General features: G+C 64.4%; 23 protein-coding genes. 9 read left to right on the top strand and 14 right to left on the bottom strand.

Annotated elements, in window-relative coordinates:
- The first annotated feature begins 127 nt into the window (after nt 1-127).
- A complete protein-coding gene (locus BJ6T_RS14425; protein ID WP_014493117.1) occupies nt 128-1108 on the top strand; it encodes an ABC transporter substrate-binding protein in 981 nt (326 codons plus the stop codon).
- A gap of 130 nt (nt 1109-1238) precedes the next feature.
- Here BJ6T_RS14425 and BJ6T_RS14420 read toward each other — a convergent pair whose 3' ends face one another.
- Complete coding sequence (locus BJ6T_RS14420; RefSeq protein ID WP_014493116.1) at nt 1239-1709, bottom strand: hypothetical protein; 471 nt, start codon at nt 1707-1709, stop codon at nt 1239-1241.
- A gap of 338 nt (nt 1710-2047) precedes the next feature.
- On the opposite strand from BJ6T_RS14420, the gene glgC reads away from it, so the two are divergent.
- From glgC to BJ6T_RS43340, 4 genes are all read left to right on the top strand, one after another.
- On the top strand, nt 2048-3310 hold the full coding sequence (gene glgC, locus BJ6T_RS14415; protein ID WP_014493115.1) for a glucose-1-phosphate adenylyltransferase: 1263 nt from the start codon (nt 2048-2050) through the stop codon (nt 3308-3310).
- The gene (gene glgA / locus BJ6T_RS14410) at nt 3307-4764 is read left to right on the top strand and encodes a glycogen synthase GlgA (RefSeq protein WP_014493114.1); all 1458 of its coding nucleotides are present in this window, start codon (nt 3307-3309) and stop codon (nt 4762-4764) included. Before glgC ends, glgA begins: the two co-directional genes overlap by 4 nt.
- 135 nt (nt 4765-4899) lie before the next feature.
- Nucleotides 4900-5160, top strand: a complete 261-nt coding sequence (locus BJ6T_RS14405) for a SemiSWEET transporter (RefSeq protein WP_014493113.1) — start codon at nt 4900-4902, stop codon at nt 5158-5160.
- 316 nt (nt 5161-5476) lie between these two features.
- A complete protein-coding gene (locus tag BJ6T_RS43340) occupies nt 5477-6160 on the top strand; it encodes a nucleoside deaminase (RefSeq protein ID WP_080584015.1) in 684 nt (227 codons plus the stop codon).
- 24 nt (nt 6161-6184) lie between these two features.
- Here BJ6T_RS43340 and BJ6T_RS14400 read toward each other — a convergent pair whose 3' ends face one another.
- The 3 genes from BJ6T_RS14400 to BJ6T_RS14390 form a co-directional block, all read right to left on the bottom strand.
- A complete protein-coding gene (locus BJ6T_RS14400) occupies nt 6185-6901 on the bottom strand; it encodes a phosphorylase family protein (protein ID WP_144037993.1) in 717 nt (238 codons plus the stop codon).
- Between the two features lie 347 nt (nt 6902-7248).
- On the bottom strand, nt 7249-7452 hold the full coding sequence (locus tag BJ6T_RS49375) for a hypothetical protein (RefSeq protein ID WP_014493111.1): 204 nt from the start codon (nt 7450-7452) through the stop codon (nt 7249-7251).
- A gap of 176 nt (nt 7453-7628) precedes the next feature.
- Complete coding sequence (locus BJ6T_RS14390; protein WP_014493110.1) at nt 7629-8423, bottom strand: DODA-type extradiol aromatic ring-opening family dioxygenase; 795 nt, start codon at nt 8421-8423, stop codon at nt 7629-7631.
- A gap of 160 nt (nt 8424-8583) precedes the next feature.
- Between BJ6T_RS14390 and BJ6T_RS14385 the strand changes: the two genes are divergently transcribed.
- Nucleotides 8584-8763 (top strand): hypothetical protein, encoded by a 180-nt coding sequence (locus tag BJ6T_RS14385; RefSeq protein ID WP_014493109.1) that lies wholly within the window; start codon nt 8584-8586, stop codon nt 8761-8763.
- 7 nt (nt 8764-8770) lie between these two features.
- Here BJ6T_RS14385 and BJ6T_RS14380 read toward each other — a convergent pair whose 3' ends face one another.
- Together BJ6T_RS14380 and BJ6T_RS14375 are read right to left on the bottom strand one after the other, a co-directional pair.
- Nucleotides 8771-10243, bottom strand: coding sequence for a carboxylesterase/lipase family protein (locus tag BJ6T_RS14380; RefSeq protein WP_028170675.1), 1473 nt, complete (start codon nt 10241-10243; stop codon nt 8771-8773).
- An 81-nt stretch (nt 10244-10324) separates the two neighbouring features.
- Nucleotides 10325-10573 (bottom strand): hypothetical protein, encoded by a 249-nt coding sequence (locus BJ6T_RS14375; RefSeq protein ID WP_014493107.1) that lies wholly within the window; start codon nt 10571-10573, stop codon nt 10325-10327.
- A gap of 190 nt (nt 10574-10763) precedes the next feature.
- Between BJ6T_RS14375 and BJ6T_RS14370 the strand changes: the two genes are divergently transcribed.
- From BJ6T_RS14370 to BJ6T_RS47165, 3 genes are all read left to right on the top strand, one after another.
- The gene (locus BJ6T_RS14370; RefSeq protein ID WP_014493106.1) at nt 10764-13454 is read left to right on the top strand and encodes a flavin-containing monooxygenase; all 2691 of its coding nucleotides are present in this window, start codon (nt 10764-10766) and stop codon (nt 13452-13454) included.
- A 136-nt stretch (nt 13455-13590) separates the two neighbouring features.
- Nucleotides 13591-13854, top strand: a complete 264-nt coding sequence (locus tag BJ6T_RS14365) for a hypothetical protein (protein WP_014493105.1) — start codon at nt 13591-13593, stop codon at nt 13852-13854.
- Between the two features lie 111 nt (nt 13855-13965).
- A complete protein-coding gene (locus tag BJ6T_RS47165) occupies nt 13966-14271 on the top strand; it encodes a hypothetical protein (protein ID WP_014493104.1) in 306 nt (101 codons plus the stop codon).
- 320 nt (nt 14272-14591) lie between these two features.
- Here BJ6T_RS47165 and BJ6T_RS47160 read toward each other — a convergent pair whose 3' ends face one another.
- The 8 genes from BJ6T_RS47160 to BJ6T_RS14330 form a co-directional block, all read right to left on the bottom strand.
- Nucleotides 14592-14747 carry a hypothetical protein gene (locus BJ6T_RS47160; protein WP_014493103.1) on the bottom strand — a complete coding sequence of 52 codons (156 nt, stop codon included), beginning with the start codon at nt 14745-14747 and terminating at the stop codon, nt 14592-14594.
- A gap of 115 nt (nt 14748-14862) precedes the next feature.
- Nucleotides 14863-15378: a septal ring lytic transglycosylase RlpA family protein gene (locus BJ6T_RS14355; protein WP_028170674.1), complete on the bottom strand. Its 516-nt coding sequence runs from the start codon at nt 15376-15378 to the stop codon at nt 14863-14865.
- Between the two features lie 153 nt (nt 15379-15531).
- Nucleotides 15532-15699 carry a hypothetical protein gene (locus BJ6T_RS47155; RefSeq protein WP_014493101.1) on the bottom strand — a complete coding sequence of 56 codons (168 nt, stop codon included), beginning with the start codon at nt 15697-15699 and terminating at the stop codon, nt 15532-15534.
- 30 nt (nt 15700-15729) lie between these two features.
- Nucleotides 15730-16980 (bottom strand): DUF1501 domain-containing protein, encoded by a 1251-nt coding sequence (locus BJ6T_RS14350; RefSeq protein WP_014493100.1) that lies wholly within the window; start codon nt 16978-16980, stop codon nt 15730-15732.
- 2 nt (nt 16981-16982) lie between these two features.
- Nucleotides 16983-18464, bottom strand: coding sequence for a DUF1800 domain-containing protein (locus BJ6T_RS14345; protein ID WP_014493099.1), 1482 nt, complete (start codon nt 18462-18464; stop codon nt 16983-16985).
- A 161-nt stretch (nt 18465-18625) separates the two neighbouring features.
- Nucleotides 18626-20638, bottom strand: a complete 2013-nt coding sequence (locus BJ6T_RS42545; RefSeq protein ID WP_039227657.1) for a serine hydrolase — start codon at nt 20636-20638, stop codon at nt 18626-18628.
- Between the two features lie 62 nt (nt 20639-20700).
- Nucleotides 20701-23220: a M56 family metallopeptidase gene (locus tag BJ6T_RS14335; protein WP_014493097.1), complete on the bottom strand. Its 2520-nt coding sequence runs from the start codon at nt 23218-23220 to the stop codon at nt 20701-20703.
- Nucleotides 23217-23609 carry a BlaI/MecI/CopY family transcriptional regulator gene (locus BJ6T_RS14330; RefSeq protein WP_014493096.1) on the bottom strand — a complete coding sequence of 131 codons (393 nt, stop codon included), beginning with the start codon at nt 23607-23609 and terminating at the stop codon, nt 23217-23219. Before BJ6T_RS14330 ends, BJ6T_RS14335 begins: the two co-directional genes overlap by 4 nt.
- Nucleotides 23610-23802: the final 193 nt, after the last annotated feature.

Genomic DNA, 23802 nt, shown 5'->3' with positions numbered 1-23802 from the left:
GTCATTGCTCGGCGCATCTGCAATACGGATAGCCATTTCATTGACTGCACATCGCGCCGTCATAGACTTGATCGTCTCGCTGCATCGCTCGCTCACGCGTCGTGGGCAAAGCAACAAGACAGGCCACATGAGCATCAACTCCGACGACCATTCCATCACACGCCGGCTCGCAGCATCGCTGCTCGCCGCAGCCATCACCCTGTCGACCGCGGCCGCCTCGTTCGCGGCCGACACCGTCGTGCTGCGCGTCGGCGACCAGAAGGGCGGCAACCGTTCGCTGCTCGAAATCTCCGGCTATGCGAAGGATCTGCCCTACAGAATCGAATGGTCAGAATTCCCTGCCGCCGCTCCGATCCTGGAAGCGCTGAACGCCGGCGCGCTCGACGTCGGCTACACCGGCGATCTCTCCTTCCTCTCGGTCTATGCAGCCGGCGCGCCGATCAAGGCGATCGGCGGCACCAGGTCGGATGCGAAGACGCAAGCGATCCTCGTGCGCCAGGATTCGCCGATCAAGTCGGCGGCCGACCTCAAGGGAAAACGCCTCGCCGGCACGCGCGGCGGCTGGGGCCAGTTCCTGATCGACGCGACGCTGGAGAAAGCGCAGATCAAGCTGGAGGACGCGACCTTCGCACCGCTCGGCCCGGTCGACGCCAAGATCGCACTCGTGGCCGGCTCGATCGATGCCTGGGCCGTGTGGGAGCCCTATGTCTCGTTCGCGACGCTGAAGGACAAGGCCCGCGTGATCGCCGACGGCGAAGGCCTGACGCCGACAATCACCTTCATCGTGGCCTCCGACAACGCCATCGCCACCAAGCGCGCGGCGGTGCAGGACCTCGTGCAGCGGCTGAACAAGGCACGGCTGTGGTCGCTCGATCATGTTGCCGAATACGCAAAGAGCACGGCCGAGTTGACCAAACTGCCGGAGGACGTGCTGCTGTCGGCCTACACCGCGCAGCGCACCAGCCCGATCGTGATCGACCAGAACGTGGTGAAGGAGGTGCAGGAAGCGTCCGACCGCTCGACGCGCTACGGCATCCTGCCGAAGACGCTCGACGTGAGCAAAGCCGTGGACCGCAGCTTTACGGCCGCGGCCGCGGGGTCAAACTAGCGCAGGGCGCGCGGCGGGATGCGCAAGTCCAGCCTCAAGGCCGGCCCGTTGCATCTCGCCGCGATCGTGCTCGCGCATCTCGCCTGCATGAGCCTGATCGTGTGGCTCTCGCTCTAGCCGCGCAGGGTCCTTACCAATATCCATAGGCCCGGTATGGCCGGTAGTAGCCGTAGCGAGGGCCGTAATATGGACGATAGGCGCGATAGCCGTAGTAGCGGGGACCCGCGTAGTAGCCGCCGTACCCATAGCTCGGCCCGTAGCCGCCGTAATAGGCCGGCGCATAGCCATAGGACGGACCGTAGCCATAGCCGTAGCCCGGCCCATAACCATAACCGCCGTAATACGGACCGCCGCCATAGTAACCATAGGGCGCGCTGCTTGCGATGGCACCGCCGATGATTGCTCCGGCGAGGAGGCCTCCTGCGCCCAATCCCCATCCCCAGCCACGGCCGCGCCAATACACCGGGGTGACATCGTCACCAACGGCGGCCTTCATGGTCGCGACGTTGGTCGGCAGCGGAGCCGCTGCCGCCTGCTCGATTTGGCCGGCCATCACCGCGCCCGCCAGCGAACAGGCAATTGCCGTTTTCCAGATACTCATCGTCTTGCTCCCTGTCTGACGTTTCGTTTGGAAAAGGATCGCAAGGCCATGATCGGGCATCCTTGCCCCAAGTCAAAGCCTCCGAAAGTCACAGCCTGCATTGCGTGCACCGCACAAGAATACCCGCGCATGCCTCGATTGTGGTCCGGCCAATGCCGGCGCCCGCGCAAAAATGACACCGGTGCGACGGAGCCGGAGGCCACAGCAAAGCATTAAGCTTCCTGGGCGTTCGCAACCAACAAGCACCTTCCCGATTTACTATTCGTACCGTTACTATCGGTTCCAATGTGCGCGGCCGGGAGGCTTCTCGCAAAGCGCCAGAGTTGTGGGAGGATGACATGAGTGCCGCGAGATCCGAGCCGCTTGCCCGTCAGGCGCTGGCGTTCGTCCTGGCCGGCGGACGCGGCAGCCGGCTCCTGGAACTGACCGACCGGCGCGCCAAGCCCGCGGTCTATTTCGGCGGCAAGTCCCGCATCATCGATTTCGCGCTGTCCAATGCGGTGAACTCCGGCATCCGCCGGATCGCGGTCGCGACCCAGTACAAGGCGCACAGCCTGATCCGGCACCTTCAGATGGGCTGGAACTTCTTCCGCCCCGAACGCAACGAGAGCTTTGACATCCTCCCGGCCAGTCAGCGCGTCTCGGAGAACATGTGGTATGTCGGCACGGCGGATGCGATCTATCAGAACATCGACATCATCGAGTCGCACAACGCACGCTTCATCGTCGTGCTCGCCGGCGACCACATCTACAAGATGGACTACGAGGTGATGCTGCGCCAGCATGTCGACAGCGGCGCCGACGTCACGGTCGGCTGCCTCGAAATGCCGCGCCAGGAATCTTCCGGCTTCGGCATCATGCATATCGACGAGAACGGCTGGATCCAGCAGTTCCTGGAGAAGCCCAAGGATCCGCCGCCGATGCCGGGCAAGCCGGACGTCTCGCTCGCCAGCATGGGCATCTACGTGTTCGATACGAAATTCCTGTTCGACCAGCTCAAGCGCGACGCCGAGGATACGAACTCCAGTCACGATTTCGGCAAGGACATCATCCCCTATATCGTCAAGAACGGCCGTGCGATCGCGCACCAGTTCTCGACCTCCTGCGTTCGCTCCGGCAGCGACCCCCGCTCCTACTGGCGCGATGCCGGCACGGTCGATGCCTATTGGGCGGCCAATATCGACCTCACCGACGTCGTGCCGGAGCTCGACCTGTTCGACCGCGCCTGGCCGATCTGGTCCTATGCGGAGATCACGCCGCCCGCCAAGTTCGTCCATGACGAGGAGAGCCGGCGCGGCCAGGCCGTGAGCTCGCTGGTCTCGGGCGGCTGCATCATCTCCGGCGCCTCGCTGCGCCGCTCGCTGCTGTTCACCGGCGTGCGCGTCAACTCCTACGCCACTGTCGAGAACGCCGTGATCATGCCCTACGTGAATGTCGGCCGCGGCGCTCGTTTGAAGAACGTCGTGATCGACCGCGGCGTCGAAATCCCCGAGGGACTCGTCGTCGGCGAGGATCCCGAACTCGACGCCAAGCGCTTCCGCACCACCGAGCAGGGCATTTCGCTCATCACCCAGACAATGCTCGACAGGCTCAATACATGACGCCTGTTCGCGTCCTCGCGGTCGCCTCCGAAGTCTACCCGATCGTCAAGACCGGCGGCCTCGCGGATGTCGCCGGCGCACTGCCGCTTGCGCTGAAGGCGCACGGCGTCGAGATGCGCACGCTGATGCCGGGCTATCCCGACGTGATGCGAATGCTGGGGGGAGCCGGCGAAATCCGGCGCTGGCCGGATTATTTCGGCGGTCCCGGACGCCTGCTCGCGGGCTCGCATGACGGGCTCGATCTGTTCGTGCTCGACGTGCCGCATCTCTATGCGCGGCCGGGCAATCCCTACGTCACTGCCGAGGGCGTCGACTGGCCCGACAATGGCCTGCGCTTCGCCGCACTGTCACGCATTGCCGCCGACATCGGTCACGGCCTCGTTCCTGCGTTCGTGCCCGATGTGGTGCACGCCCATGACTGGCAGGCGGGGCTCGCGCCCGCTTATCTGCACTACGACAACCGTCCGCGGCCCGGCACCGTGATGACCATCCACAACATGGCCTATCAGGGCAAGTTCGCTCCTGAGCTGATCGGTTCGATCGGCCTGCCCTGGGACTCCTTCAACGTCCATGGCCTCGAATATTTCGGCGGCATCAGCTTCCTCAAGGCGGGGCTTCAGCTCGCCGATCGCATCACCACGGTATCGCCGACCTATGCGCAGGAGATCCAGAGCGACGAAGGCGGCATGGGGCTCGGCGGCCTGCTGCGCCAACGCGCCGATGTGCTGAGCGGCATTCTCAACGGCATCGACACCGACGTGTGGAATCCGCAAACCGATCCGCACATCGCCTACCGCTTCGGCGCGGAGGACCTCACGTTCCGCGCTGCGAACAAGGCGGTGCTTCAGCAGCAGTTCAATCTCGATTCCTCGGACGAGGCGCCGTTGCTCGGCGTCATCAGCCGCCTGTCCTGGCAGAAGGGGCTCGATCTCCTGCTCGAGGCCATCCCGACCATCTTGGGCGACGGCATGCAGCTCGCGCTGCTCGGCAGCGGCGATCGCGATCTCCAGGATCGCTATCAGGCCGTCGCCCGCGCGAACCCCGGACGGATCGGCGTCGTGATCGGCTATGACGAGATTCTGGCGCACCTGATCCAGGCCGGATCGGACGCACTCATCGTGCCGTCGCGGTTCGAGCCGTGCGGCCTGACCCAGCTCTACGCGTTGCGCTATGGCGCCGTCCCGATCGTGTCGCGCGTCGGCGGCCTCGAAGACACCATCGTCGATATCGGCGAGGCCAGCACATCGGACCGCGCCGCGACCGGCTTCAAGTTCGCGCCCGTCACCGTAGAGGCCCTCACCGGCACGCTGCGCAAGGCCAACACGGCCTTCCACAACAAGGCGACCTGGCGCCGGCTGCAATTGAGCGGCCTTGCGACCGACGTCTCCTGGCGCAACCGCGCCGGCGACTATGCCGTGCTCTATCGCGATCTCGTGGCGGCGCGCCGGACGTAGCGTTTTTGAGCGAAGTGGATACCGGTTCGCGCAAAGAAAACGCGTCAAAACAAGAATCCAGAGCCCGTTCCGATTTCATCGGAACGGAAAAGGCCCTAGCCATGATCACCACCGAATCCATGCTATAGAGCCGGCATGGAACCCTTCGCGATCAAGCTGATCGGCTTTGCCGCCGCCACCTGCACCACCGTCGCCTACGCGCCGCAGTTCATCAAGGTCTGGAAGACCCGCTCGGCGCGCGACATCTCGCTCGGCATGTTCCTGGTCATGGTGCTGGGCCTGGCGCTCTGGCTCGTCTACGGCCTGCTCTCTGGCGACGCCCCGCTGGTCGCCGCCAACGCCATCACCATGGTGCTCGCCGGCGGCATCCTGTTCATGAAGCTGAGGTACGGGTGAGCTTGACGCTGCGTAGGACGGATTAGCGCGTGTCCCCATAAAATCCGGGATGTCCATTTTTGAGGGACCCCGGAGCCGACATAGACAATCGACCATCGCGTGGTCAGTGCGGTACTTGAAAGGTAGTCCTTGATCCAGATCAAGTCAGACTGTTTGCAGCCCGTTGTTTGATTGCCAATATGCCAGGCCGCAGGAGGGGCTTCCGTAGCGGCGCCGGAAAAATTCTTCGTCGCTCCGGCACCGCCGCAATTTGCAGGGACGGCGACAGAACCCAACGCATTCTCAACACCGATTTCGCGTTCCCGAGGGACCGCCCATGAGTAGATCAGAAGCTGACGTTCAAGATCTGCGAATGATAGAAAGATGCCTCGAACTCGCCCGGCAAGGGGTGAAGCAAGGAGAGCTGCCATTCGGCGCCGTCATCGCGTACCGAGGACAGGTCATCGCAGAAGCGACCAACCACGTTTCATCGGAATGCGACGTGACCCGACACGCGGAACTCGTGGCTCTTTCAGAGGCGCAGAAGACTCTGAGACAAAAGCGTTTGCCGGATTGCACCTTGTATTCAATCGTCGAACCTTGCCCAATGTGTTCTTTCCCGGCACGGGAGGCGCGGATTGGTCGCGTGGTGTTCGCCATTTCATCTCCGATCATGGGCGGATTTTCGAGATGGGACGTTCTGTCGGACAACAGTTTGTCGAGCAAACTGCCTGAGGTCTTCGGACCTGCGCCGGAAATCGTCTCGGGCTTGCTATCCCAAAGGGCCGAGCAGGTCTGGCGCGACTGGAACCCGCTCGCCTGGCGATTTATGAGACGACGAGGCTGCTTCGGACGAGCGGCCGAGCAGACTTCGTGCCACGCGGGCGCGCCTCGGCCAACGTTTTCCTGGAACGCGCTGGCGGATATTTTGGCCGCGCCGGCTCTTTCGGTGAGTAACGTCTTTCTGCGCCGGCGTGCAGATTCCAACACCATCTCGGACCTGGAAAAGCCTGGAGTCTGAGATCGGGAGCGCGCTGCTGCAGGATCAGGCGCGTGTGGCTATCGTTTCAAGTGCACGCGTCGGAATGGGGACTCGGTCTCGTGAACACAGGTGCGGGAAACCAAAGTGAGCTCCGAGCCGTCGCTTGGCGCTGCGCAAAGCCATCACCGCCATGACGGAGTCAACGGTGAGCCGGCTAAGACCAGGGAGTTGCCCCGGGTCTTGAACAAGCGAACGTCCAATCTTGCGCAGTTCAGGCTTACCTGCTGGCCCGATATCTATGAGCGCTGCCCTCGGAAGTTTTCGATGAGCGGGGTTTAGAACAACACGACAGACGGCAAAGGGAATTCTGAGTTCGGAAGCAATTCGAGCGACGATCTGCGACTCCATATCGGCGGCAACCGCCCCAGTGATGCCATGGAAATCCCGTCTCTCTTCAAGACTTGTCATCGGGGAAGCGACACCCGCTATCGCAGCGTAGCTGGCACCCGGGATCATCCGAAGGAGCTCCTCGGCCCAGGGGTGGTCAGCTGGATAAGCTTCATCTTTCGCGGCAAATACCGACGAGGCGATGACAATGTTACCTGGTCGGAGCTTCGGATCTAGCCCGCCGCATACCCCGAAACTTATAATGCCGCGCGCGCCATGTCTGATGGCGTCACGCAAGTAAAAGGCGGTCCGGTCACCTTCAGCAATCATCGCCGGCGCGCCGGCTATTCTGGCCTCGATCGCAAGTCCAACCACGGCGATGACCGCCTTCACGTCACAGCGGGGGCGCCAGTCTGAGCGTCGTTGACCGTGACATGCAGCGTCATCAGAGGCGTCGATAATCCTGAAACCGAAGTATTTCCAGACTCGGACAATCAAGAGTAAGCCGGCACTCGCACTGTCCGTCTAGACAAAATCGACAGGCCTCCCGATTGGAAGCCAGTTGTTGGAGAACTGTGCCTCGGACACCACAGCAGCCGCCTGATCGCGGCGGAGACTCGCACCTTCAATGGCGCAGCGAACCCAAAGCAGACTCCTCGCAAATACCGTGAATCGCTGTGCTTCAGCTATCAGGCTACCCCCTGCTGTCAGCAACTGGCAGCACCCCCAATGCGCGCTCGTTAAAGACCGGTTTGTTTGGCGGTTCTCTTGTTTCGAACGCCTGTTGGCCCGAAGCGGCTGATGGCCGACGGGCAAAGCATGTCCGCTCTGCCCTGATAATTCACACCAACTTGCTCGCCAATCGCGAGCACGTCGTCAACCTCGATGCCGAGATAGCGCACCGTGCCTTCGATCTCGGTGTGGCCGAGCGAGAGCGGTGCCATGATCGAATTTTGCCGCTGTTTTGCCCGACGTGTCAAACCCGTCGAAATACCGCTCGCGTATCCTGCCCGGCAAAAGTACTCTGCTAAGCCATTCTATTTGCTGGGCCGTTCTACTGTGCATGGGGTTGTTTTCGACATTCTATGGTGGATCACGCTGCGCTAATCCACGCTAGGATTCATCCAAACACATACGACGCCATCACGACGTTCGCGACCTCGTCGACGAAGACGCGCTTGCCGACGTCGCTGCCGGCGGCACCTGCCGCGACCATCAGCGGCAGCAGATGGTCCTCGCGGGGATGCGCGAGACGCGCGCTCGGCGCGTTCTCCCAGTCGACCAGCATCGCGTTGCGGCGCGCCGCATCCGGGTTGCTGATCGCCTCGTTCAGATAGGCCTCGAAATCATACGAGACCGGCTTTGACTCCGGCCTGTTGAAGCCGCGCATGTTGTGATAGGTGAGCCCGCTGCCGACGATCAGGATGCCTTCGTCGCGGAGCGATGCGATCGCCTGCCCGACCTTGATGTGCTCGGCCGCATCGTAGCTCGACTTCAGCGACAGCAGCACGATCGGCATATCCGCGTTCGGATACATCAGGCCGAGCGGCACGAAGGTCCCGTGATCGAAACCCTGATTGGGATCCTCCCGGCAATCGAGGCCCGCGTGCTCGAGCAGTGCCCTCACCTCCGCGGCGAGCTCGGGCTTGCCCGGCGCCGGATATTTGAGGTGATAGGTATGCTCGGGGAAACCGTAATAGTCGTACACCATCGGCGGATGCGCCGAGATCGACACCGTGAAGGCGTCGGCCTCCCAATGGCCGGTGATGACGAGCACGGCCTTGGGCCTCTCGGGAAGAAGCTGCGGCAGCCGGCCGAACTCCGCTGCCGTCTTGGCATATTGCACCCGCCGGTCCTCCATGAAGGGCCAGGGGCCGCCGCCATGCGACAGGAAGAGGGTTGGAAATCGCGTCATGGATGCCGGCTCGTCTCGTTGACAACATGCGCGTGCGAGCTGCCCGCGCGAACGGCGGCGAGCATAGGCAAACCGGTATGGTTAGCAAGTCGTTAACGATTTGCCGCCCACAATCCGGCCGTGGCCGAAGGAGTCGGCCTGAAGACAAGCGAGACGTGAGATGAAGAAGTTTGCGCTGGGGGACGTCGTCAACAGTGACAAGGGCCGCCGCGGCGTCGTTCGCGCCGCCTACAGGTCCAAGGACGGCCAGCAGTTCTACGCCGTCGAGAAGGACGGCGCGATGGACCACCTGGAAGAACACCGGCTGAGCCCGGCGCCGCGCGTCGAGCTCGCGGCCTAAGCCCAACTCATTTTCTGCTCTCGCTTGCAAGCCGGTCCAGGCGATCCGACCACGGGTCGTCGCCGCTCGCGATGCGATCGTTCGTGATCAGCAGCAGGCGATCGCGGTCTGCGGCCGCGTCCCAGTGGGGCAGGTCCGGGCCGTTGGGATCACCAGTCTTCGCAAAGTTGATCCAGTAACCGCGCATGCGGGTCGCGACCTCGCGATCCCCCCATGTGAGCGGTCCCGCGCCGGGCACGCCTTCCGCGCCGAAAATGAATTGCAGCTCGCGCCCGTGCCCTTCGTCGGGATTTGTGCGCCGGGCCTCGGTCACGTAAGCGAAGCGATAGCGAAACGTTGGCGCACCGGTTGCCGCATGGAGGCGGGCAAGCAGCCTGACCGGCTCGGAGAAAACCTTGTCGGTGTAGAATCTGGCTGCGCGCTCCGATGGTCTGGTGATGTCAGGGTAGAGCTGGCGCAGCTCATCGCTGCTCTCGCCCGAGGACGCCAGCGTCTCCTTGATCTCGCGCTCGCCATCGAAACGCGTCTCGTCGTCATTCGAGCCGATCATAAGTGGAATGCGGCTTTCATGTCCTGCCGCAAATCCCTTGGCCACGTCTTCGCGCACCAGGATTCCATCCATCGCGGGCGCGAAGCTGCGTTCGGATTTGGCGAGCAGTTTTTGTTCGGCAGCAAGCAGCCGCGCCGGCGCGGCGACGCGGAAATCTGCTTCCTGCCCCAGCGCCGCCACGAATTGCCGGCCCATGGCCTCCGCCTCCTGCACCGGGCGCAGGCGCGCGCGGCCGGGCAGCGATTGCAGAATGGCTTTCTGGAAGAGGTCGCGCGATTGCGCACACAGCATCAGCAGCGCGATCGACGTCGCGCCTGCGCCGCCGCCGAACAGGGTGACGTTGTTCGGATCGCCGCCGAAGGCCGCGATGTTGTCGTGCACCCAATGCAGCGCCGCAATCTGGTCCATCAGGCCGTAGTTGCCTGAGCCACCTTCCGACAGCGCGGGATGGGCGAGCCAGCCGAGCGCGCCGAGACGATAATTCACGGTGACCACGATGAGGCCCGCTTGCGCGAGCTTTGCACCGTCGAACAGCGGATCGTTTGCGGTGCCGCCGACGAAGCCGCCGTCATGGATGAAGACCATCACCGGCAGCGGGCCGTCGACCCCGAAGGGACGGAATACGTTCAGCGTGAGGCAGTCCTCGCTCGCGCCCGGCAGCGAGGGCTGAAGGCACGGCGCGCCGTACTCATAGGCGGTGCGCATCTCGGGGTTCTCGGCTGTTGCCTGCGGTGGGCGCCAGCGCAGTGCGCCGACCGGAGCCGCCGCATAGGCCAGCCCCTTGAACGACGCCACCTCGCCCTCGACCGCGCCGAGCATCTGTCCTTCACGCGTCAGCGCGAACGAAAACTGCCCGACCGCCTGAGCGACGGCAGCACCGTCCCAGCAAAGGAGTGAAGACGCCACGACGAGCGCAAACTGGAGCCGCATCCTGGGGGATCTCGATGCGCCAAAAGGTTCCCCGACAGGTTACGTCTGCGGCCCGCGATGAGGCAAGCTCGGCGGCGCCAGCTAACCGCCCTTGGCGACGATTTCCGCCAGCGCGCGGCGTGCGACGATGCCGAGCTCACCAAGCGTGGAATGGCCCGATTGCGCCGCCTCGATCAGGCGCTCTGCGATGAACCTGCGGCTGTCGTGATCGCCGCCGTGCGGCAATTGGCGGCACGTCTGCTCCAGGACGACGTCCATGTTGGCTTTCGTCCGCTCGCTCAACTCTGTCATGACGTCCGGTCGGTACGCGTGGCTTGTAACCGCAAGCATACACAGAAGGATGTGGTCTGATTAGCCCGGACAATCCCGGCGGTTGTGCATCGCGGTGCGTGTATCGCCGCAACCTTCGCGCGGCCACGATGGTGCCGCAAACAACTACCGAAGATTGTACCTGTCCTGATGACAAGCCAAGCCTGCAGCGATAGCCTGCCGGCAAAACAAAAGACACGGGAGGAATACCATGCCAGACGCAATGGTCGCCGCACGTGAGTCCAAAGCGGCGAGTGGAACAGCCCAACAGGTCGACGTTGCAGTGGTTGGCGCCGGATTTGCCGGCCTTTATCTTCTCCATCGCCTGCGCAAGTCCGGCCTCACGGCGATCGCCCTCGAGGAAGCCGGCGATGTCGGCGGCACCTGGTACTGGAACCGCTACCCCGGCGCCCGTTGCGATATCCAGACCATCGACTACAGCTACACTTTCGATCCCGAACTCGAAAACACGTGGACCTGGTCGGAGAAATACGCGACCCAGCCCGAGATCCTGCGCTATCTCGGCTTCGTTGCCGACCGCTACGATCTGCGCCGCGACATCCGCTTCAAGACCAAGGTCACCGAAGCCAAATGGGATGAAGCGACTGAGCGCTGGCAGCTCACCACGAGCAGCGGCACGCCGGTCTCCTGCCGCCACTACATCATGGCCACAGGCTGCCTCTCCGCGCCGAAGCCGCCCGAGATCGACGGCGTCAAGGATTTCGAGGGCAAGGTCTATTTCACCGGGCGCTGGCCGCATGACGGCGTCGATCTCGCCGGCAAGCGCGTCGCCGTAATCGGCACGGGCTCGTCGGCCATCCAGTCGATCCCGCTGATCGCCGAGCAGGCCGCGCATCTGACCGTGTTTCAGCGCACGCCAAACTTCGCACTGCCGGCGCATAACGGCCCCTCGCCGTCCGATCGCATGGATCTTTTCCAGAGCGACCGCGCGGCCTATCGCGAGCAGGCGCGACAGTCGATGACCGGCGTGCCCTATCCGCAGCAGACCGTCGTGAGCTGGCAATTGAGCGATGCCGAGCGTCGTGAGCGGTTTGAACGTGCTTGGGCAGCCGGCGACCTCGTCCACATCCTGACGCAGCTCTGGGCCGACCAGGCCGTCGACATCGACGGCAACAAGATCGTCCAGGATCTGATCCGCGAGAAGATCCGCGCCGCGGTCAACGACCCCGAGACCGCTGCGGCGCTCACGCCGCACGATCATCCTTTCGGCGCAAAGCGCCCCTGCCTCGATACCAATTACTATGCGACCTACAACCGGCCGAACGTTACGCTGGTCAACCTGCGCCAGGAGCCGATCAAGGCGATCACCACGAACGGCATCACAACGGCCAAGCGCAGCGTCGATGTCGACGTCATCGTGTTCGCGACCGGCTTCGACGCCATGACCGGCGCGATCCGCGCCGTGCATCCGATCACCGGACGCGGCGGCAAGTCGCTGACCGACGTCTGGGCGCAGGGGCCGCAGACCTATCTCGGGCTGACGGTCGAGGGCTTCCCCAACTTCTTCATGATCACCGGTCCCGGCAGCCCGTCGGTGCTTTCGAACATGGCGGTGTCGATCGAGCAGCATGTCGACTGGGTCGTCGACCGCATCGCTGCGCTGCGCGACGCCGGCTTCACCACGATCGAGCCGACCGAGACGGCGCAGGCCGGCTGGGGCCGGCACATGACGGACTGTTCGATGGTGACCCTGCACCGGCTCGCCAACACCTGGTACACGGGCGCCAACGTGCCCGGCAAGGTGCAGGGCCTGATGCCTTACACCGGCGGCGTCGGCCCCTATCGCAGCATTTGCGACGAGGTCACGGCCCGCGGCATGCTCGGCTTCAAGCTGACCGGCCCCAACGGCGCGGCGCAATGCAACGACGGCGAGGTGGTATCACTGCAGCCGGATGTGCGGCTGGTGCTGAATCTGCTGGCATCGCTGAACCTGCCGCCGATCGAGTCGATGGGTGCGCTCGGCGCGCGCGCCTTCGTCAACGAGTTCAACAAGGGCCGGCCCGCGGGACGGCCGATCGGCGACATCGTCGACGGCACGCTGTCCGGCGCGGACGGCCCGCTGCCTTACCGGATCTACAAGCCTGCAACGCCGGGGCCGCATCCGGTCGTGGTCTATTTCCATGGTGGCGGCTGGGTGCTCGGCGACGAGCAATCGGACGAGCCGCTGTGCCGCGATCTGGTGCGGCGGACCGGCATGATGTTCGTCAGCGTCGGCTATCGCCACGCGCCCGAGCATCGTTTCCCGACCGCGGCCGAGGACGGCTATGCGGCAACTCGATGGATCGCCGAGCACGCGACCGAGCTTGGCGGCAGGCCGGGCCCGGTGCTGGTCGCAGGCTGGAGCGCCGGCGGCAACATCGCCGCCGTCACCTGCCAGCTTGCGCGCGATCGCGGCGGGCCTGAGATCGCCGGCCAGCTCCTGGTCTGCCCGGTCACCGACTGCACCTTCGACCGGCCCTCCTACAACGACAATGCGACCGGCTATTTCCTGACGCGCTCGCTGATGTACTGGTTCTGGGACCTCTACTGCTCACCGGCCGACCGTACCGATCCGCGCGTCTCGCCGCTGCGCGGCAACGTCGCGGGCCTGCCGCCGGCCTTGGTCGTCACCTGCGAGTTCGACCCGTTGCGGGACGAGGGCATCGCCTATGCCGAGGCAATGGCGGCCGCCGGCGTCCCGGTCGAGCAGCTCAAGGCGCGCGGCCATTTCCACTCGTCCTTTGCGATGGTCGACGTGGTGATCACCGGTGTAGCAGGCCGGGTGCAGATGGCCGAAGCCCTGCGGCGCTTCGCCGGGCTTCCGCCCGAAGTCAGTCGCGGCGATGAGGTTAGCCACGAACATTCCAGCCCCGGCCACAGAATCGCGGCGGCCGCGAGCTGATTTGCGACAAGGCCGCCGGGAACCTTTTCCCGGCTGCGGCGTTAAGCGCTCGGCATTGAGATGCAGCGATAGGTGTGGGCCCCGGCACGCAGATCCGCGTGTTGGGGCAATTTTTGTTGCGTGAGGCGGGACGGACGTGGTTGCGGATTCAAAGGTCGATTTCGGAGCGCCTGCAACCCTGCATAAATGGCCCTCGCTTGCGAACCAGCGCCGACCGGACAGGGATTCTTATCCGATAAGCGAAGGTACGCTCGACCAGTGCATATCGGCCTTCATGGAGAAGCCGGCCACGACCAGGCATCTCTATGAGATTCACACGATTGCGCAGCCGCCGCTGGTCACCGATATCCTCTCGCCCGAGCACGTCATCGAACTATCGCGGTTGAGAGAATTTCTCTGATTGCGTGCAGACGCCGAAGCTGCACGCGCGCGACAAGCTTTTCACGAGGCAGGAACCTTCTACCGGATTTTCCCGTTAACCGGGATCGGAAGTCGAGACGAGAGCCACAAGATGCTTGAAGCCGGCGTGCCATCCGCGGTCGTGCCCTATGGTGCAGACCAGACCCTGTTCGTGGTAATTGATCGCCGCGACAAGGCGACTGAAATCCGCATCGAACGAAGCGATCTTGAAGCCACGATCGGCGAGCTCGTCGCCGGCTGCTTCAACGATCCGATCAAGGTGATCTCCTTCAACACGCTCGAGCACTGGATGAAGGACATCTCGACCGAAATCGCCGGTGAGATCAAGGCGCGTTGCGACATCGATGGCGTCCGGCTTCCCGACTATCTCAGCGACTTCGTCGAGAGCCATAGCTGACCGCGCCTCGTCCTCGTTGTTAAGTTTCAAATCGCAGGCAAAAAAAGCGCCGCTTCCGCGGCGCTTTTCGTGTGGCAGCATTATTGTTTGAGCATGATCTTATCGGAAAACCACTTCACGCTTTTCCGGATCATGCTCTAGTGGTGCCAGAACAACGCCAGCAGCAGAACGATCGGCAGCGGCACGCCAAGCAGCCAAAGCAAAGCACCTCGTCCAAAACCCATGACTTCCTCCTCCACATTCATCATTGACATGACGCCAGAGACGAACAGAAGTTCCGCGCCTCGCAGCGAGGGCGAATGCGTTCAGTGCATGGTTTATCAGGCGCGCCGGTACTTGCCGGCGATGACCTCGATTTCGCGGCGGCGTTCGCCGGCGAAGGTCAGGAGCTTTTCGATTGTCAGCGTATCCGTGATCCGTTTGGCGAGCCGCTCGGCGCGCGCGGCCTGATCTTCGAGATACTGGATCGTGTTCAAACGCCGCCTCCCCCGAGGACCCCAAATTGGAGCCCCGACTTGTTTGGGCGCTCATGGTGCGCCAGGGCGACTAACACTCGGTTAAGCGGGGCGGCTCAAGTCAATCAATCGCGCTCTATCGCACCACGTCGAGCCGGACATTGGTGATGCCCTTGTCGACCATTCCGAGCGCCTCGGCCGCGGAGGGCGAGATGTCGACCACGCGCCCGCGAACATAGGGCCCGCGATCGTTGACCCGGACGGTCACGAAGCGGCCTGAGGAGACATCGGTGACGCGCAGCTTCGTGCCGAACGGCAGGCTGGGATGCGCCGCGGTCAATTCGTTCTTGTCGAACCTCTCGCCGCTCGCGGTCTCCGTATCCGAATAGAAGCTGGCAACGCCGTGCGAAGCGGTTTGCTTTGCGTCACGGTCGGTGATCCGTACCCGGCTGATCGGCCGCGGATGCAGGGCCGCTACCCTATGCGGCCGCTGGACCGCAGCCTGCCGATTGGTACCAAGATCGGCCTTCTGGCGGCCGACCGGCGATTGCGCGCAGGCGGCGAGCGACGCGGCGCCGACGATGGCGAGCAGCAACCGGCAAGAGGTTGCGAGGGAAATTCGGGCACTTTCGGCACGTGCAAAGCGAGACATGATACGCCCCTCCGAACTACCCGGAGTTTCGGTGGGCAATGAGGGCAGAACCTTGGCTGAAGGAAAGCAGGGTTAGGGCCACGGCCGTTTCGCGCCGGCTGTGGCGATTCCACCACAGTGGCGTCTCCTGAATCGAGACAGACTCGCGCAAAACTAGCCCGATGCAACGCGCCAGGCGATCGGGCGCGCCTCCAGCTGCGCTTCGCTCGCCTCGGAGTCCCCCTTCAGGAGCCGCATCAGTTCGCGCCGATAGAGCCGCCGCCAGCCGGTTTTCAGGCTGGCGAGAAAGTCGAGTTCCCGTTGCGTCAGTGTGTACATCATGGACCCGATCCGGTTGCGAAGGCCGCGCCGTCAGCCGACGAGGCCTCCCATCGGCTTAACGTCTGCGCTGCCGGGGAAGACCGCATCCGCCAGCACCTTCTCCTCGACGCGCAGATGATCCCTGAGCAGGCCCTTCAGCACGGCGCGGAGATCGGTGGTCGGCTTGAGGTCGCGATCCTCGAACAGCTGCGCCGGCTTGAGGCCCGGCCAGTCCGCGATCACACGGCCGCCGGTGAGCGCGCCGCCAATGAGGAAGGCGACCGTGCCGGTGCCGTGATCCGTGCCCTGCGTGCCATTGATGCGCGCGGTGCGCCCGAACTCGGTGACGACGGCAACGACCGTCTCCCGCCAGGCCTCGCCCATGTTGGTCTCGATTGCCGCGAAGGCGCCATCGAGCGCACCGAGCAGATTGTAGAGCTGGCCCGAGGCCGCGCCTTCGGCGATGTGCGTGTCCCAGCCGACGAAGCCCATGGCGCCGACGCGCGGGCCGTCGGCCTTGGCGAGATAGCGCGCGGCGGTGCCGGCTGCTTCGGCGAAGCAGGCGCGCACGCGCGCGATGCCAGGCGGCATCAACGTCGGATCGTCCGACATCTGATCGCCCGTGCCGGGCGCGCCGCCGAGCGAGGCGAGCTTCATGCGGGCCTGGAGCACGGTCGCAAGCTTCGGATCGGTGTGCTGGTAGAGATCGAGCAGGCGGTTCTGCGTGTCCTCGCTCGCCGGCAACAGTTTTTGCGGCACCCATGTCATGACGGGCGCCGAGCCGCGCACCACCAGCGGTGTCACCGAGCCGATGCCGAGCGCGCGGCTGCCACGCGGATCGACGCGCCCACCGGACTCCATCGCGAGCAGCGCGCGGTTGAGCCATCCCGAAGCAGTCACGCCGGGCTTCGAAATGCCGCTCTCCAGCACGTCCTGGCCGTCGAAATGCGAGCGCTCGCGATAGGGCGTCGCGGCAGCATGGACGATTGCGGCCTTGCCGGTCTTGTACAGCCGGTGCAGGTTCGGCATCGCCGGATTGAGCGCGAAGAAGGAATCGAGCGGCAGCGCCGGCGGCTTGCCGTCCAGCACCAGCGCGCGATCGCCGCGCAAGCCGACCCAGTCGGGATCGCCGACCGGCGCGACCGCACCGAGACCATCGAGCGCGCCACGCAGGACGACGACGAGAAGGCGCGGATCGCGCCCTTCGGCACGCGCGATCCGCGGCATCTGGCTCCACGCGAACAGCGCGCCGGAGCCGACCAGAAGTTCGCGCCGCGTGGGCAAATGATTGACGAAGCCCATGCTCACCTCCTCTGAAAATCCGCCGACATGAACAAAAGCGCCAGCGCCTGTTGCCGGCTTTCGGCGCGTCCGACCGCCTGCTTCACCTCGGGCCCGATCTGCGATGCGAAGACATCCTCGATGATGACTTGCGGATCGGCCATGCCGGTGATGCGCTCGGCAAAATTGTTGGCGACGTCGAGCCGCCGGCCGATACCGTCGACCCAGCTCGCTTCGTCGTCCGGATAGCCCTTCGGCGCGGACGGACGCCACAGCGCCTCGCCCAGCAGCTCCTGGCCGCCGGTGAAACGCACGGGATCGACGACCGTGATGCCGGTCGCGCGCACCATGCCGACGACCCATTCGCCGGGACGCTTCAGTTTTGACGGCGGCCCGCGCCACGCGTCGTCCGACGACACCATCGAAATCGCGACCTGCTTGAGATCGCCTTCGGTGTCGCGAAAGGTCTTGGCCATCTGCTCGACCAGAACCGGCGGCGGCTCGTCGGCGACGAAATGGCGCGCGAGCTTGGTTGCGACGTGGGTCGCCGTCGCCGGATGGGCGGCAAGGTCGCGCAGCACGGCGCGGCCCTGCTCGGCGTCTTCCTGCTCGTAGCGCTTGCCGAGCACGGTCTGCCCGCCGGGCTCGTGCAGCCGCGGATTGAAGGTGAACTCGCCGCCATGCTGGGGGTCGGCGCCCGGCGGCACCAGCGTCCATCCGGTCAGCACGTTGGCGAAGCTGATCACGTCGTCCTGGGTGTAGCCGGTGCGTACGCCGAGCGTATGCAGCTCCATGATCTCGCGCGCAAAGTTCTCATTGAGGCCACTGCTGCGGTTGATGCCGGCGATCGAGTTCGCGCCCATCGAGCCCAGATTGTCGAGATAGAACAGCATCGCCGGATGGCCTTCGACGGCCTGCAAGAGATCGACGAAGCGGCCGAGCGCGTTGGCGCGCACGGCTTCGCGCTCATAGGCACCGGACATGCTCTGGATCCGATTGGCCGAGACGCAGAAATGGTTGGACCAGAACCACACCAGCCGCTCGGCGAAGCCGATGTCGGCGGCGAGCGCGGCCTCCGTGCGCAGCTTGGCTTCCTGCAAGTAGATCGGACGGCCGGGATCGGGAACGGCGTCGGCCGCCTGCTTGGCCGCCATCTCGGCAGCATCCTTCTCCTGGCCCTGTGCAGGCGCTTGCCCCTCGGTCTGCGCTTGAGCCTGACCCTGGTCACCCGGAGCAGTTGGTACCGCAGCCACCTGCTGCTTCTTGGCCTGTTGCTGCGCCTGCTTGGCGCGCGCGGCTCGCCGTGCATTGGCATCGGCCACGGTGCGATAGGCCTTCGCACTGGTCGGAAGACTGGCGCCGGCGCTCAATGCGAGCGGCCGATCGAGTTCTGCGATCAACGCGCCGCGCGGGTCGGTCCCGACGGCCGCAAGTGATCCCGGTCGCGGCCCCATCCCGAAGCGATGAAGCGCCAGCACGGCCTCGGCCTTTGCGGAATTGCTCATGGCGAACGCCCAACTCTTTCGAGCCTGCCGACCGGTGTCGCGCTAGGCTACCAACCGTAATGCTACAAATCGTAGCATTACGGAAATGCACTCGCAAGCGGAGATTGAAACGCTAGGGCCTAGAAATCGTGAGCCGCGACAGACGGGCGCCCGCGGCAGTCCTAGAAATTGGGCCCAAGCGCGCTCTTCGCCGCATGCTGCTCCCAAGGCCCGGGATTCAGGATGAGCCCCGAGACTTTGCCTGCCGCGTCCCTGACGAAAGCGATCCGGGTATGATCTTCGTCGTCGACGGTGAATCCGTTGCTTGATGTCGCCACGATCGGCGTCGCGTTGCCCTTCTCGAATTCGAGGATCGGCCAAGCCCCCGTCGCCTCCGCGATGAGCTTGCCTTGCTCGACGCGAAGTTGAAGCAGGACCGAATTGGCACGGCGGGTGGCTCTTACGACGCTGAGATCGCCTGCGCTGCGTTGCCCCTTGTGGACGATTTTCATCTTGATCGTCGAGTTGGCTGGCCCTCGCAGCTTGGCCAGGACATCGGCGAGCGCGAGGCCTTTCAGCGGCGCGCCGTCAATTTCAGTGATGAGGTCGCCCGCCATCACACCGGCCTTGGCTGCGGGGCTACTGCCGAGGTTCGGCTTGTTGATCCTCAGCCCCTCCTGCCCCATGGCGACGAAACTCCCGATTCCAAGCCATCCGGTCTTGCCATCGGCCAGGCCCTGCCTGTCACGCGAGCTCACCGTGGCGCCGAAGTCATAGGTCCCGGCATAGTCGGCGAGCGCTTCCGGGCTCGGGGGCACCGGCGCAGCCGGCGGGACGGCGGTCGACTCGGGAATCGTCAATGCGCCATAGACGAGGTGATTGATCCCCGAATACAGCACCGCCTGGCGCCCTTTGCTGCCGGGCGTCGCCTGGACCATCTGTACGCCGATCAATTGCTCCGCCGGATCGATCCAGAAATACGTGCTCCAATGTCCAGCCCAGGAAAAGCTTCCGACCGCTCCCGGGATCCAGCTTTGGACCGGATCGGTGCGGATGGCGAAGCCAAGCCCGAAGGTTGTTCCGGCGCGGGCGCCAACCTCGTCACCTCCGAAGATGCTGACACCCGATGGCAGTGCGTTCGTCGTCATCTGCTTCACCGCATGCGGGCTGAGCACGCGCACGCCATCGAGCTCGCCGCCATTGAGCAGCATCTGGCAAAAGCGGAGATAGTCGGGCGCGGTCGATACGAGTCCGCCGTCGCCGGAAAACAACTTTGGCGGCGTCGTGACATCCCAGATCGGCGGCCGTTCCGGCATGGGAGAATCGACCAGCCGATCGAGCTTCTCCTTCGGCACAAAGAAGCCGGTGTCGACCATATGCAGCGGCCCAAAGATGCGGCTCTCCAGGAACTGATCGAAGGGCTGACCGGACGCCACTTCAACGACCCGGCTCAGCACTTCGACGCTCCAGCCATACTCGTGGACCTCGCCAGGCTCGTGCGCGAGCGGCAGGCGGGCGAGGCTCGACACGAAATCCGCCAACGTCGTGTCGCGTCTCCGCACGGCCCTCAAGCCATAGAGCCCATGGATCATCCGAATCCCGAAGTCGGCCCTTGCGTCGGCAAGGCCCCGTTCCGGGTAGGCAAAATCGAGCTCCGAATAGATCAGGCCGGACGTATGGCGCAACAGATCGCGAACCGTCATCGGTCGTTTTGCTGGTTTTGGCAGACCGATCCCATAGTCCATTTCGCCTGTGGCCGGGTCCGTCTTCTGGAAAGCGACCCGCATGTTCGCAAGCTCCGGCAGGTATTGCGAGACGGGCGCGTCGAGGTCGAGCTTGCCCTCGTCCACCAGAATCATGGCGGCGACGCTGGTCACCGGCTTGGACATCGAGGCGATCCAGAAGATGGAATTCGTCTTCATCGGGACGGTCTTGGCGCGGTCCTGAAATCCGATGGCCTGCAAATAGGCGAGCTTGCCGCCCTTCGCGATGGCGACGACCGCGCCAGGCAAAAGGCCGTCCGACGGCGAGAAAGAATCGAAGCGCGCCTGATACCACGGCGCGATCCGCGCCAGACGCGCGGCCGAGAACCCCAGGCTTTTTGCATCGCCTGGTGTCGCGAGGTCATCGGCAAACGCCGTCCCCGACAGGCAAAGCACAACGGGAATCGCCCGCATCGATGCGACGAGTCTCACTCCGCAATCTCCGCAGAAGCACAACAAATCTGAGTAGGCACTCCTGCGGCAGACGTGAACCGCTAGAAATTGGGTCCGAGCGCGATCTTCGTGATCGTGCCGTTCCTGACGCCGATGCGCCATTCCGCCGAGCCGTTGGCGAACTGGGCGACATAGATGTCGCTGTCGAGCGCGGTGACGCCACGGAACGAAACCGCGCGCAATGCGCCGAGCCGCGCCAGGATCGCCTGGTCAAACGGAAGCTGCTGACGCGTGATGTCGGCCACCTCCGACGTCATGCGCTCGTAGTCCGGCTGGCCCTTGCCGACGCCTTCGATATAGCGGCGCAGCATCTCCTCGCCATTGGCGATCGGAACGGCGCGCCGCGCCGCGCGCCCCGGCCGCGCGCCGATGTTCGACGCTTCGACATTGTGGAAGCGTGTCTGCCGCCCCGGCACCAGGACCTCGAGGCACCGCCCGGACTTGTCGGCAATCACCCAGGGATTGTTCACCGTGGTCGTGGACGCCCAGGACACGTTGGGTCTGACGATGCTCTGCATCCTGCGATTGCCATCGGCGTCGAGATTGAAGACCTGGATGTCGTCGCCGATCTCGTTATAGATCATGATCCTGATCGGCGAAGTGCCGGCGCGGCCGCGCACGCGCGCTTCCTCCGAGCAAGGCACGATACCGCCGAGCTCGTCGTTGCCGTCGGGCCGGAAGATCACGTCGCCGGCCTTGCCGTCGGGCTCTATCATCAGGCGGAATTCGGCCGTGCCGTTCTCGAACTTCGCGCCATAGATGTCATAGCCACCGGGGCCGACGCCGCGGAAGAAGATCGACTCGACCGCGCCGAGCGCCACGAACGTCGCCTGCGATTCACTGAGCTGCCGGTGAACCTTGGCCGCCAGCGGCGCGCTCATCCGATCGTAGTTCGGCGTGCCGCGACGCAGATCCTCGATCCCGCGCAGAATCATCTCCTTGCCGCCGGCAACCGGGACCTGCTCCCTGAACCTGTCAGGAACCTCCGCAAGGCGGCGCGCGAAATCCGCCTCGATCGCCTGAGCCACCGATGCATCGATCCGCGGCGCCAGGCGAGCGCCAAAGACCGAATTCTGCACCAGAACCCGCGAGACCTTTGATTGCTCGTCACGCAGGAAGATCAGGAGATTCTCGCCACGGATCGAGAAGACGTCGGCACCTTCGGCGAGGAGCGTGGCCCGGCCCTGCACGGTTTCCTGTACCTGGAGACGATCGCCCTCACGCCGCACCATCAGCACGCGGTTCGGCGCAATCCTGTACCAGCCGACATACTGGTCGAGCGATGCCGGATCGGCGGCCGCCGTCGGCATCTCGGCGACGCGAACCGCACGAATATCGCGGCCGTTCATGCGCAGCGTCAGCTCGGAGGAGCGGCGCTCCGCATCGAGCGGGAACGTGATCTCGCCGGACGAGGCTGCGTAGGCTGCGCTGCCGTCACTGCCAACGGTCAGGCGCAGCCTGCGCTGTCCGGTGAGCTGGCCGTAGAGGTCGTCGCCTTCGCGGAAGATGGCGAACACCGAGGCAGGACCCATGGCGTAGAAATTGACGAAGGGGCGGTAATGCTGGGCCGGCACCTCGCCGGTATCCGCAGCGACGGGTGCGGGGTCCGGGGTGCGATAGGCGATCATGCCGGCGGACACGATCACAGCCGGAATGATCGCGGCCGCGATCCACAGCCGCTTGCGCCAGCCGACTGCGACGGGCATGGCGGCCGCCGCGATGATGCGCTCGACGCGGGCGCGCACGGTCGATACCCGCGCCATCGCGAGCTCCACCGGCCGCGGATTTGCGCTGGTTGCGACATCGAGCAGGATTTCGGCATAGGACCAGCGGTCGTCGATGACTTCGATCGCCTCGGCGTCGCTGATGATCTCGGCGAGCTCGGCGAGACGCGCGAGCTGCCACCACGAGAACGGACTGAACCAGAACACTGCACGGTTGAGCGAGGCGAGCAGCAGCACATAGAAATCGCGATTGGCGACGTGCGCGCCCTCATGTGCGAGCACCGCGAGGCGCTTCTTCGCATCCCAGCCGGAAAACTGCGGCGGCACCAGAATGGTCGAGCCGAACGTGACGGGACCACCGACCTCGCGGCTGACGCGCACGTCGACGTCGATCAGCTGCGGGCCGCTCATCGGCCTTGCCGCGCGTGCCAGACGCCAGGTCAGGCAGAGACCGATGGCCAGCCGCAGCAGCAACGCGCCGGCGACGCCGGCATAGACGATGGTGGCGACCAGCCACCAATTGATCGATACAGCAGCTTTTGCCGGCACCACGACAGCAGCGCCCGGCGGAATCGGCAGCGCCGGTTGCGGGGCCTCCAGCATCGAGATGTCGGCCGGCAGGAAATCATCCGGCACGGATACCGGCAGAGGCATCCGCGTGATCGTCAGCGTCGGCCAATGCATGACGAAGGGCATCGCCAGCGATGCCAGCAGCACGACGACCCACGCCGTCATTTGGACGTGCGGATTGCGCACGCAAAACAGGTTGAGACCGAACCAGACGACGCCTCCCAGCACGAAGGAGCGTAGCGCCGCCTCAGCCAGAGTTGCGATCATTCTTTCTTCACTCCCCTCGCCTTCTTCGCCTTGGCCACCTGGTCGGCCAGTGTACGCAGCTGCTGTTGATCGAGCATCGCATTGTCCACCATGCCGACGAGGACTTCCTCCATCGAGCCGTTGCAGAACCAGTCGACGATACGCTGCACCGCCTTGGCCGCGACCCGCGCGCGCTCTTCCGCAGCGTGGTAGACATAGGTGCGTCCGTCCACGGTGTGCCGAGCATAGCCCTTTTCTTCCAGCCGGCGCAGCACCGTGCGGACGGTGGATTCCTTCAGACGCCGCGACAGCCGCTCGCGCACGACCTCGGCCGTAACGGGACCATGGGCCCAAACCAATTGCATGACCTCGTGCTCGAGGTCGCCCAGTTCGGGCAAACGATCGTCCATGGCATCTGACCTTGCGGATTGAGTTTCCTTGTAACGCTACAGATCGTCGCATATGCGGCCGCGCCGCGCAACGGCGATTCCACCTCGCCGTGCCGTCATGCCCGGGCTTGTCCCGGGCATCCACGTTCTTCGGATCACGCGGCAAGGGGCGTGGACGGCCGGGACAGGCCCGGCCATGACGATGTGGAAGCGT

The organism is Bradyrhizobium japonicum USDA 6 (genome assembly GCF_000284375.1).
GTDB lineage: Bacteria > Pseudomonadota > Alphaproteobacteria > Rhizobiales > Xanthobacteraceae > Bradyrhizobium > Bradyrhizobium japonicum.
The sequence above is the reverse complement of the archived record's forward strand: the minus strand, read 5'-3'. Positions and strand labels throughout refer to the sequence as shown.

What these genes read in the sequence shown, in the direction of transcription:
- glgC (WP_014493115.1), top strand. Translation starts at nt 2,048, where the DNA reads ATGAGTGCCGCGAGATCCGAGCCGCTTGCCCGTCAGGCGCTGGCGTTC.
- BJ6T_RS47165 (WP_014493104.1), top strand. Translation starts at nt 13,966, where the DNA reads ATGCTTGAAGCCGGCGTGCCATCCGCGGTCGTGCCCTATGGTGCAGAC.
- BJ6T_RS14335 (WP_014493097.1), bottom strand. Translation starts at nt 23,220, where the DNA reads ATGATCGCAACTCTGGCTGAGGCGGCGCTACGCTCCTTCGTGCTGGGA.
- BJ6T_RS14330 (WP_014493096.1), bottom strand. Translation starts at nt 23,609, where the DNA reads ATGGACGATCGTTTGCCCGAACTGGGCGACCTCGAGCACGAGGTCATG.
- BJ6T_RS43340 (WP_080584015.1), top strand. Translation starts at nt 5,477, where the DNA reads ATGAGTAGATCAGAAGCTGACGTTCAAGATCTGCGAATGATAGAAAGA.
- BJ6T_RS14385 (WP_014493109.1), top strand. Translation starts at nt 8,584, where the DNA reads ATGAAGAAGTTTGCGCTGGGGGACGTCGTCAACAGTGACAAGGGCCGC.
- BJ6T_RS49375 (WP_014493111.1), bottom strand. Translation starts at nt 7,452, where the DNA reads ATGGCACCGCTCTCGCTCGGCCACACCGAGATCGAAGGCACGGTGCGC.
- BJ6T_RS14380 (WP_028170675.1), bottom strand. Translation starts at nt 10,243, where the DNA reads ATGCGGCTCCAGTTTGCGCTCGTCGTGGCGTCTTCACTCCTTTGCTGG.
- BJ6T_RS14390 (WP_014493110.1), bottom strand. Translation starts at nt 8,423, where the DNA reads ATGACGCGATTTCCAACCCTCTTCCTGTCGCATGGCGGCGGCCCCTGG.
- BJ6T_RS14355 (WP_028170674.1), bottom strand. Translation starts at nt 15,378, where the DNA reads ATGTCTCGCTTTGCACGTGCCGAAAGTGCCCGAATTTCCCTCGCAACC.
- glgA (WP_014493114.1), top strand. Translation starts at nt 3,307, where the DNA reads ATGACGCCTGTTCGCGTCCTCGCGGTCGCCTCCGAAGTCTACCCGATC.
- BJ6T_RS14425 (WP_014493117.1), top strand. Translation starts at nt 128, where the DNA reads ATGAGCATCAACTCCGACGACCATTCCATCACACGCCGGCTCGCAGCA.
- BJ6T_RS14375 (WP_014493107.1), bottom strand. Translation starts at nt 10,573, where the DNA reads ATGCTTGCGGTTACAAGCCACGCGTACCGACCGGACGTCATGACAGAG.
- BJ6T_RS14370 (WP_014493106.1), top strand. Translation starts at nt 10,764, where the DNA reads ATGCCAGACGCAATGGTCGCCGCACGTGAGTCCAAAGCGGCGAGTGGA.
- BJ6T_RS47155 (WP_014493101.1), bottom strand. Translation starts at nt 15,699, where the DNA reads ATGATGTACACACTGACGCAACGGGAACTCGACTTTCTCGCCAGCCTG.
- BJ6T_RS14350 (WP_014493100.1), bottom strand. Translation starts at nt 16,980, where the DNA reads ATGGGCTTCGTCAATCATTTGCCCACGCGGCGCGAACTTCTGGTCGGC.
- BJ6T_RS14345 (WP_014493099.1), bottom strand. Translation starts at nt 18,464, where the DNA reads ATGAGCAATTCCGCAAAGGCCGAGGCCGTGCTGGCGCTTCATCGCTTC.
- BJ6T_RS14405 (WP_014493113.1), top strand. Translation starts at nt 4,900, where the DNA reads ATGGAACCCTTCGCGATCAAGCTGATCGGCTTTGCCGCCGCCACCTGC.
- BJ6T_RS14420 (WP_014493116.1), bottom strand. Translation starts at nt 1,709, where the DNA reads ATGAGTATCTGGAAAACGGCAATTGCCTGTTCGCTGGCGGGCGCGGTG.